At 41.9% G+C, this 9232-nt stretch carries 8 protein-coding genes and 1 pseudogene; all 9 read left to right on the plus strand.

The genetic code is table 11. The features are described from left to right. Positions 1–97 precede the first annotated feature (97 nt). Positions 98–649: a GNAT family N-acetyltransferase gene (locus tag GMD6S_RS07335; RefSeq protein ID WP_000643815.1), complete on the plus strand. Its 552-nt coding sequence runs from the start codon at positions 98–100 to the stop codon at positions 647–649. Positions 650–812: 163 nt separating this feature from the next. Then, a complete protein-coding gene (ccdA2, locus tag GMD6S_RS07340; RefSeq protein ID WP_000370906.1) occupies positions 813–1523 on the plus strand; it encodes a thiol-disulfide oxidoreductase-associated membrane protein CcdA2 in 711 nt (236 codons plus the stop codon). A 13-nt stretch (positions 1524–1536) separates the two neighbouring features. Continuing rightward, entirely contained in the window at positions 1537–2100 is a 564-nt protein-coding gene (locus tag GMD6S_RS07345) for a redoxin family protein (RefSeq protein WP_000759256.1), read from the plus strand. A 9-nt stretch (positions 2101–2109) separates the two neighbouring features. Then, positions 2110–3222: a peptide-methionine (R)-S-oxide reductase MsrB gene (msrB, locus tag GMD6S_RS07350; RefSeq protein ID WP_000998580.1), complete on the plus strand. Its 1113-nt coding sequence runs from the start codon at positions 2110–2112 to the stop codon at positions 3220–3222. A 70-nt stretch (positions 3223–3292) separates the two neighbouring features. Continuing rightward, positions 3293–4030 (plus strand): response regulator transcription factor, encoded by a 738-nt coding sequence (locus tag GMD6S_RS07355; RefSeq protein ID WP_000222610.1) that lies wholly within the window; start codon positions 3293–3295, stop codon positions 4028–4030. Next, positions 4027–5718, plus strand: a complete 1692-nt coding sequence (locus tag GMD6S_RS07360) for a cache domain-containing sensor histidine kinase (RefSeq protein WP_000831088.1) — start codon at positions 4027–4029, stop codon at positions 5716–5718. Before GMD6S_RS07355 ends, GMD6S_RS07360 begins: the two co-directional genes overlap by 4 nt. 109 nt (positions 5719–5827) lie before the next feature. After that, complete coding sequence (locus GMD6S_RS07365; protein ID WP_000659506.1) at positions 5828–6391, plus strand: TIGR01440 family protein; 564 nt, start codon at positions 5828–5830, stop codon at positions 6389–6391. A 263-nt stretch (positions 6392–6654) separates the two neighbouring features. Beyond that, positions 6655–8370, plus strand: a complete 1716-nt coding sequence (gene pabB / locus GMD6S_RS07370) for an aminodeoxychorismate synthase component I (protein ID WP_008289588.1) — start codon at positions 6655–6657, stop codon at positions 8368–8370. A 119-nt stretch (positions 8371–8489) separates the two neighbouring features. Further along, positions 8490–9232 (plus strand): annotated as a pseudogene (locus GMD6S_RS07375) (Ltp family lipoprotein); the annotation flags it as partial.

The raw sequence follows: 9232 nt of genomic DNA on the forward strand, positions 1-9232 counted from the left end.
ACTGCGTCAAGTAACTAGATGAAAAACTTGTTTTCTAGCTGTTACTGAGTATAGTCTTTTTATCTTGAGCCTTAAGCTTAGAAAGCGAGGTAACATTATGAAAGCAATCGGTACGCAAATATTACAGACAGAACGTTTAATTTTGAGAAGATTTGTGGAGAGTGATGCAGAAGCCATGTTTCAAAATTGGGCTTCGTCTGCTGAGAATCTGACCTATGTCACCTGGGATCCTCATCCTGATGTTGAAGCGACTCGGAACTCGATTCGAAATTGGGTTGCATCCTATACTAATCCCAACTATTACAAATGGGCCATTTGTCTCAAAGAGAACCCAGAGCATGTGATAGGAGATATCAGCATCATTGAAATGCACGAGGAAGATTTAAGTTGTGAAATTGGGTATGTTTTAGGAAAAAACTTTTGGGGCCGAGGTATGATGACAGAGGCCTTGAAAGCTGTGTTAGATTTTTGTTTTACTCAAGCAGGCTTTCAAAAAGTCAGAGCTCGTTACGCTAGTCTCAATCTAGCTTCAGGCCGTGTTATGGAAAAAGCGGGAATGTCTTATCTAAAAACCATTGCCAATGGTGTGGAGAGAAAAGACTACGTTGCGGACCTTATTTATTACCAGATAAGTAGGGAGGACAGGTGATTCTCTTTTCTGTTTCTACCAAAGTCAGACCTTGTCTGGCTTTTTTTGTGCCAGATTTCTAAATAAGCTGATTAAATTCCTATTTTTCCCTATCATTGTCCCTGTTTTTTCTGGAGTTTTGGGGATATAATAGACCTATCAAATCAAAGAATGGAGGAAGGCAATGGACAATGTAATCTTTTTTATTAGTGTTTTTCTTGCTGGAATTCTTTCCTTCTTTTCTCCTTGTATTTTACCCTTGTTGCCAGTCTATGCAGGAGTCTTATTGGATGATAAGAATGATGCTCAGGCTTCTAGTGGAAAATTTTCAATCTCACTTGTTAGTTTATTGCGAACTTTGGCCTTTATAGCGGGGATTTCTTTTATCTTTATCTTACTGGGTTATGGAGCTGGTTTTTTAGGCAATTTGCTGTATGCTTCCTGGTTTCAGTATGTGACAGGTGCGATTATCATTCTCTTGGGCTTACACCAGATGGAAGTCCTACATTTGCAGGGGCTTTACAAGGAAAGAAGGCTACAATTAAAGAGACAGGGGCAAAAGGGTAACGGCTATAGTCAGGCATTTTTACTGGGGTTGACCTTTAGTTTTGCTTGGACGCCATGTGTGGGGCCAGTTCTGGGCTCTGTTTTGGCCTTGGCGGCTTCAGGTGGTTCAGGAGCTTTGCAGGGTGCTGGTCTCATGTTGGTTTTCACGCTGGGTTTGGCGCTACCATTTTTGGTTCTAGCTCTTGCTTCCAGTTATGTTTTGAAACATTTCCGAAAACTCCATCCTTATCTCGGAACCCTCAAAAAAGTAGGTGGTTTCCTCATTATCGTGATGGGAATCTTGGTGCTTTTGGGAAATGCTTCCATTTTGACTACATTATTTGAATAGAGAGGAAAAAGAAATGAAAAAATGGCAAACATGTCTCCTTGGAGTAGGCTCAATCTGTTGTTTGGCAGCCTGTTCGGCTAAAAACATGTCAGACGAGTCTACTATGAAGGAGCAATCCAAAACAGAACAAGTTAGTTCACAAACTGCGACTAAAGGTCAGGAAGTCGCTGATTTTGAATTGACAGGTGTAGATGGCAAGACCTATCGTTTATCTGATTACAAGGGCAAGAAAGTTTATCTCAAATTCTGGGCTTCTTGGTGTTCCATCTGTCTAGCCAGCCTTCCAGATACGGACGAAATCGCTAAGGATGCTGGTGATGACTATGTAGTTTTGACAGTGGTCTCTCCTGGTCATAAGGGGGAGCAATCTGAAGCGGACTTTAAGAATTGGTACAAGGGCTTGGATTATAAAAATTTTCCAGTTCTAATTGATCCATCAGGCAAACTTTTGGAAAGTTATGGTGTCCGTTCCTACCCGACTCAAGCCTTTATAGACAAGGAAGGCAAGCTGGTCAAAACACAACCAGGTTTTATGGATAAGGATATGATTTTAAAAGAATTGAAAGAAATGGGGTAGAGAAAGGCTATGAATGATAAAGTAAAACTTTTTGTCTTGGCAGGGGTTATTCTCCTAGCCATAACCGGTTTCTATTTTCTATTGATGCGAAATGCAGGGCAGACAGATAGCTCGCAAATTGAGAAAGCATCCGTTAGCCAAGGAGGAAAAACAGTGAAAAAAACAGAAATTAGTAAAGACGCAGACTTGCACGAAATTTATCTAGCTGGAGGTTGTTTCTGGGGAGTGGAGGAATACTTCTCACGCGTGCCTGGAGTGACAGATGCCGTTTCAGGCTATGCGAACGGTAGAGGGGAAACAACCAAGTACGAATTGATCAATCAAACAGGACATGCGGAGACTGTCCATGTCACCTATGATGCTAATCAAATTTCCCTCAAGGAAATCCTGCTTCATTACTTCCGCATCATTAATCCAACCAGCAAAAATAAACAAGGAAATGATGTGGGGACCCAGTATCGTACTGGCGTTTATTACACAGATGAAAAGGATTTGGAGGTAATCAACCAAGTCTTTGATGAGGTGGCTAAGAAATACGACCAACCTCTGGCAGTTGAAAAGGAAAACTCGAAGAATTTTGTGGTGGCGGAGGATTATCACCAAGACTACCTCAAGAAAAATCCAAATGGCTACTGTCATATCAATGTTAATCAGGCTGCCTACCCTGTCATCGATGCCAGTAAATATCCTAAACCAAGCGATGAAGAATTGAAAAAGACCTTGTCACCTGAGGAGTATGCAGTTACCCAGAAAAATCAAACAGAACGAGCTTTTTCAAACCGCTATTGGGATAAATTTGAATCCGGTATCTATGTGGATGTGGCAACTGGTGAACCCCTCTTTTCATCAAAGGACAAGTTTGAGTCTGGTTGTGGCTGGCCTAGTTTCACCCAACCAATCAGCCCAGATGTTGCTACCTACAAGGAAGATAAGTCTTACAATATGACACGCATGGAAGTGCGGAGCCGAGTTGGAGATTCTCACCTTGGCCATGTTTTTACGGATGGACCACAGGACAAGGGTGGCTTACGCTACTGTATCAATAGTCTCTCTATCCGCTTTATTCCCAAAGACCAAATGGCAGAAAAAGGCTATGCCTATTTACTAGATTATGTCGATTAAGAAGTCTTTCCTAAGCAGTTAGAGGAGAATTTTGCTATACTGATACTAGTAAGTGGTAAAGGAGCAGAGCATGACCTACACAATCTTAATCGTAGAAGATGAGTATCTGGTAAGACAAGGCTTGACCAAGCTGGTCAATGTAGCAGCCTACGATATGGAAATCATCGGTCAGGCTGAAAATGGAAGACAGGCTTGGGACTTGATTCAAAAGCAGGTGCCAGATATCATTTTAACCGATATTAACATGCCTCAGCTGAATGGCATCCAGTTGGCTAGTCTGGTACGAGAAACCTATCCTCAGGTTCACCTAGTTTTTTTGACAGGTTACGATGATTTTGAGTATGCCTTGTCTGCTGTCAAACTCGGTGTGGATGACTACTTGCTCAAGCCCTTTTCGCGTCAGGATATTGAGGAAATGTTAGGGAAAATCAAGCAAAAACTAGACAAGGAAGAAAAGGAAGAGCAGTTACAAGATTTATTAACTGATAAGTTTGAGGGAAACCTGGCCCAGAAAATCCAGTCCCATCTGGCTGACAGTCAATTTAGTTTAAAGAGCTTGGCCAGTGATTTGGGCTTTAGCCCAACTTATTTGAGTTCCTTGATTAAGAAAGAGTTGGGTTTGCCTTTTCAGGATTACCTGGTGAGGGAGCGTGTCAAACAAGCTAAGCTCTTACTTCTGACCACGGATTTAAAGATTTACGAGATCGCGGAGAAGGTTGGTTTTGAAGATATGAACTACTTTACCCAACGTTTTAAACAGATTGCAGGTGTGACACCTCGTCAGTTTAAGAAGGGAGAAGGCCGATGAAGCGTTCTTCTCTTTTAGTCAGAATGGTTATTTCCATCTTTCTGGTCTTTCTCATTCTCCTAGCTCTGGTTGGGACTTTCTACTATCAATCTAGTTCATCAGCCATTGAGGCCACTATTGAGGGCAATAGCCAAACGACCATCAGCCAAACTAGCCACTTTATTCAGTCTTATATCAAAAAATTAGAAACCACCTCTACCAGTTTGACCCAGCAGAAGGATGTCTTAGCCTATGCTGAGAATCCTAACCAAGACCAAGTCAAGGGAATCCGAGATCTGTTTTTGACGATCTTAAAGGCAGACCAGGACTTGAAAACGGTGGTACTGGTCACCAAATCCGGTCAGGTCATTTCTACAGATGACAGTGTGCAGATGAAAACTTCCTCAGATATGATGGCTGAGGATTGGTACCAAAAGGCCATTCATCAGGGAGCTAAGCCAGTTTTGACACCAGCTCGTAAATCAGATAGTCAGTGGGTTATTTCTGTCACTCAGGAACTTGTCGATACAAAGGGATCCAATCTTGGTGTACTTCGTTTGGATATTTCCTACGAAACCCTGGAAGCCTATCTCAACCAACTCCAGTTGGGTCAGCAGGGCTTTGCCTTTATCATCAATGAAAACCATGAATTTGTCTACCATCCTAAACGTACTGTCTATAGCTCAGCGAGTGAAATGGAGGCCATGAAACCCTACATCGAGACGGGGCAGGGCTATACGCTGGACCATCAATCCTACGTTAGTCAGGAACAGATTACAGGTACTGATTGGACGGTTATAGGCGTGTCTTCGTTGGAGAAGTTAGACCAGGTTCGGAGTCAACTCATGTGGACCTTGCTTGGTGCTAGTGCCTTATCTCTTCTTGCCTGTCTCTGCTTGGTGTGGTTCAGTCTCAAGCGCTGGATTGCCCCTTTGAAGGATTTGAGAGAAACCATGCTGGAAATTGCTTCTGGTACACAAAATCTGCGTGCCAAGGAAGCTGGTGCCTATGAACTGAGAGAAGTGACTCGTCAGTTCAATGCCATGTTGGATCAGATTGATCAGCTGATTGCAGCTATTCGCAGGCAGGAAGAAGCGACCCGGCAGTATGAGCTTCAAGCCTTGTCAAGTCAGATTAACCCCCATTTCCTCTATAACACCTTGGACACTATCATCTGGATGGCTGAATTTCAGGATAGTCAGCGAGTGGTTCAGGTGACCAAGTCCTTGGCAACCTATTTCCGCTTGGCGCTCAATCAAGGCAAGGATTTGATTTCTCTTTCTGATGAAATCAATCATGTCCGCCAGTACCTCTTTATCCAGAAACAACGCTATGGTGATAAGCTGGAGTATGAGATTGATGAAGATTCTGCTTTTGATAATTTAGTCTTGCCTAAACTGGTGTTGCAACCTCTTGTAGAAAATGCCCTTTACCATGGTATTAAGGAGAAGGAAGGTCATGGACATATTAAAGTTTCTGTTCAGAAACAGAATACAGGGCTTGTCATCCGCATTGAGGATGATGGCGTTGGCTTCCAAAATCCTGGTGATAGCAGTCAAAGTCAGCTCAAACGTGGGGGAGTTGGCCTTCAAAATGTCGACCAACGACTCAAACTTCATTTTGGAGAAAACTATCAGATGAAGATCAATTCTGCACCCGAAAAAGGGACAACAGTTGAAATATACATTAATAAAATAGCAATTAGCTAACTCCCAGTTCACTCTGGGAGTTTTGCTTTTAAAAATCAGAATGATTAGTTGGCCTTGATAAAATCAGTAAAAAAAGATATGATAGATAATGACAAAAGAGGTATCAAGTATGAAGGAAAAAGACATTCAAAGAGCAACAAGCCAGATTGTTGAAGATGTATTAGAAAAGGCCAATTTGAAGCAAGGGGCTATCTTTGTTTTGGGCCTTTCTTCTAGTGAGGTGATAGGTGGTCAGATTGGCAAGGAATCCAGTCAAGAAATTGGGGAAATCATTGTGAAGACCATTCTAGATATCCTAGAGGAAAAAGGAATTCATCTAGCTGTTCAAGGTTGTGAACATGTTAATCGTGCCCTCGTTGTTGAACGTCAGCTGGCAGAGCGGTTTGGTCTTGAAATCGTCAGTGTCCTTCCTACACTTCATGCAGGAGGTTCGGGTCAGTTGGCAGCCTTCAAGTTTATGCGGGATCCAGTTGAGGTTGAATTTATCAAGGCCCATGCTGGATTGGATATCGGAGACACTGCAATTGGCATGCATGTCAAGCATGTTCAGGTTCCGATTCGCCTTCTTTTGAGAGAAATTGGTCATGCCCATGTAACGGCTCTAGCTAGTCGTCCCAAACTAATCGGAGGTGCGCGTGCGCAGTATCCAGAAGATTCTATCAGAAAGTCATAAAATCATTCGATAGTAACAGAAGAAAAGCAAAAGACAGAGGAAAAATGGTATAGATACCATGACTTCCTCTGTTCTTTTTTGTTGAATTTTTGTGTAAAGTGCTCCAAATAAGACCAGTTTTTACAAGAAGAAGGGGTGCTATCTGATGGAGAATTGCTAAAAGTAGAAAAAAGCAATTTAGAGAAGATTTTTCGTTATAGAAATCAGTAAACAAAGCTGGATTTAGCTGTTCTAGGTCGGCTTTTTTGTGCTATACTTAAGATATGCATAGAAAAACAGTGATTGATTTTAGGGCTTTGGGGGAGAGATACACCTTTACCCAGCCTATCAAAGAGTTAAAAACGAGAGATTTATCAGAAGTGGCAGACTTGCTGGCACAAGTGGAAAGCTACCAAGAGCAAGGTTATTATGTCGTGGGCTACGTCAGTTACGAGGCTGCACCTGCTTTTGAGGAAAAACTGGCAGTTCACAAGTCTCCTCTACTGGGCGAGTACTTGCTTTACTTTACAGTTCATGATAGGGTAGAAACATCACCTATTCCTCTGACTTATGAGGAAGTAGATCTGCCTTCAAAGTGGCAGGAAGAAACATCTGCAGAAAACTATGAAAAGGCTATTACCCAGATTCACCATCATTTGCGGCAGGGGGACACCTATCAGGTCAACTACACCGTCCAACTCAAGCAAGATTTAAGTGCCAATCCTTTTGCCATCTACAATCGCATGGTGGTAGAGCAGGAGGCGGGATACAATGCTTATGTAGAACATGACGAGATGGCAGTGATTTCCATGAGCCCAGAACTCTTTTTTGAGCAAAATGACCGAGAATTAACGACTCGCCCAATGAAGGGAACAACCCAGCGGGGAGTGACTGACCAAGAAGACCTTGCCCAAGCTAGCTGGCTAGAACAGGATCCTAAAAATCGCTCTGAAAACATGATGATTGTGGACCTCTTGCGCAACGATATGAACCGTATTTCTGAAGTGGGCAGTGAATATGTGGAGCGTCTGTGCCAAGTGGAGCAGTATTCAACCGTTTGGCAGATGACGTCGACCATCAAGAGTCAGTTACGACCGGATGTGGACCTAGTTGAAATCTTCCGTTCGCTCTTTCCATGTGGATCCATCACAGGAGCTCCCAAAATTGCTACCATGGAAATCATCAAGAACTTGGAGCCCCAACCCAGAGGAATTTACTGCGGAACGATTGGTCTCTTGCTTCCAAATGGACGACGGATTTTCAATGTCGCCATTCGGACTATTCAACTCTATATGGGCCAAGCTATCTATGGAGTTGGCGGAGGGATTACTTGGGATAGTACTTGGGAATCTGAATACCGAGAGGTTCATCAAAAGGCAGCTGTACTCTACCGTAAACAAGCACGTTTCCAATTGATTACAACTGGGAAAATCAGCCAAAAACAACTGCTTTTTGAAGATCAACATCTGGAAAGACTGACAAAGGCGAGTCGTTATTTTGCCTATCCTTTTGATCCAGAAGAACTGAGACAAAAGATAGAGGAAGAGTGTCGAGCTTGTGATGTTAATCAAGACTACCGCTTACGAATTACCCTCAGCAAGTCTGGAGAGATGGAACTCAGTCGCCAAATCTTAGCACCCCTCAGTCCAAGTTTCTGCAAAGCCAAACTTTGTCTGCAAGAAACAGATTTGAATCAATCATTTACTTACTTTAAAACAACTCATAGACCACACTTAAGTCTAGGGGAACAGGAAATCATTTACCATAATGCAGCAGGAGAACTGCTTGAGACCTCTATTGGAAATCTGGTCTTAAAAATTAATGGTAAACTCTACACACCGCCTATCAGACTTGGAATTTTACCAGGAATTTATCGTCAGCATTTGCTGGAAACAGGACAGGTAAAAGAGAAAATTACGACTTTGGAAGACCTGAACCAAGCAGAAGCTATCTATGGCTGTAACGCAGTCAGAGGTTTGTATGAGTTGGAAGTGATATAATTATAAATTTTTTAATTAATTTTTAGATTTATTTGTTAATATTTAATATTTGATTTGAAAGCAAAATTAAATATATGGTATACTATAGGTATAAATCATTAAAAACAATGGAGATTTTTATGAAAAAATCAAAAAAAATTTTAGTAACCAGCTTAGCCGCTGCAACACTGGGACTTATTTCATTTGCGGATACAACTGGAGACTTTCCTTTCTCGGCTCAGCATGTTTCTGCTCAAGAAAAGGATGTGTCTAAAAATGGTAAGGTTGTAAAAGAGAATACAACTTCGGCGCCAAATCAAGCTGAAAAATCAAAAACACCAGCGCAAAATCCTGCTGAGAAACCAAAAACACCAGCACCGAAACCAGAACCAAAACCAGCGCCAAAGCCAGCGCCGAAACCAGCTGAGAAACCGAAAACACCAGCTCAAAAACCTGCTGAGAAACCTAAAAATACAAGTCCTAAAGAGGATAAGTCCAAATCTACAGCTCAGTCTGGTTGGGTAGGCTCATCGTACTATGAAAATGGTACTAAAGTTACTAATAAGTGGATTTTTGATAAAAAAGCTAATTCTTATTTCTATCTAAATGCTTCGGGAAACTATGTCCAAAATGCTTGGGTAGGCAATTACTATCTTAAATCAGATGGTAAAATGGCTAAGAGTGAATGGATTTATGATAAAAACTATGGATCCTATTATTATCTAACCGCAGAAGGTAGCTACGCTCGAAACGCATGGGTAGGTAATTACTATCTCAAATCAAATGGGAAGAGAGCTAAAAATGAATGGATTTATGACAATAACTATGGGTCATACTATTATTTAACAGGAGAAGGCAGCTACGCTCGCAACACATGGGTAGG

The sequence above is a fragment of the Streptococcus sp. GMD6S genome (assembly GCF_000297015.1).

Coding starts and splice junctions, on each gene's coding strand:
- GMD6S_RS07335 (WP_000643815.1), top strand. CDS start 98: ATGAAAGCAATCGGTACGCAAATATTACAGACAGAACGTTTAATTTTG.
- GMD6S_RS07345 (WP_000759256.1), top strand. CDS start 1,537: ATGAAAAAATGGCAAACATGTCTCCTTGGAGTAGGCTCAATCTGTTGT.
- GMD6S_RS07360 (WP_000831088.1), top strand. CDS start 4,027: ATGAAGCGTTCTTCTCTTTTAGTCAGAATGGTTATTTCCATCTTTCTG.
- msrB (WP_000998580.1), top strand. CDS start 2,110: ATGAATGATAAAGTAAAACTTTTTGTCTTGGCAGGGGTTATTCTCCTA.
- ccdA2 (WP_000370906.1), top strand. CDS start 813: ATGGACAATGTAATCTTTTTTATTAGTGTTTTTCTTGCTGGAATTCTT.
- pabB (WP_008289588.1), top strand. CDS start 6,655: ATGCATAGAAAAACAGTGATTGATTTTAGGGCTTTGGGGGAGAGATAC.
- GMD6S_RS07365 (WP_000659506.1), top strand. CDS start 5,828: ATGAAGGAAAAAGACATTCAAAGAGCAACAAGCCAGATTGTTGAAGAT.
- GMD6S_RS07355 (WP_000222610.1), top strand. CDS start 3,293: ATGACCTACACAATCTTAATCGTAGAAGATGAGTATCTGGTAAGACAA.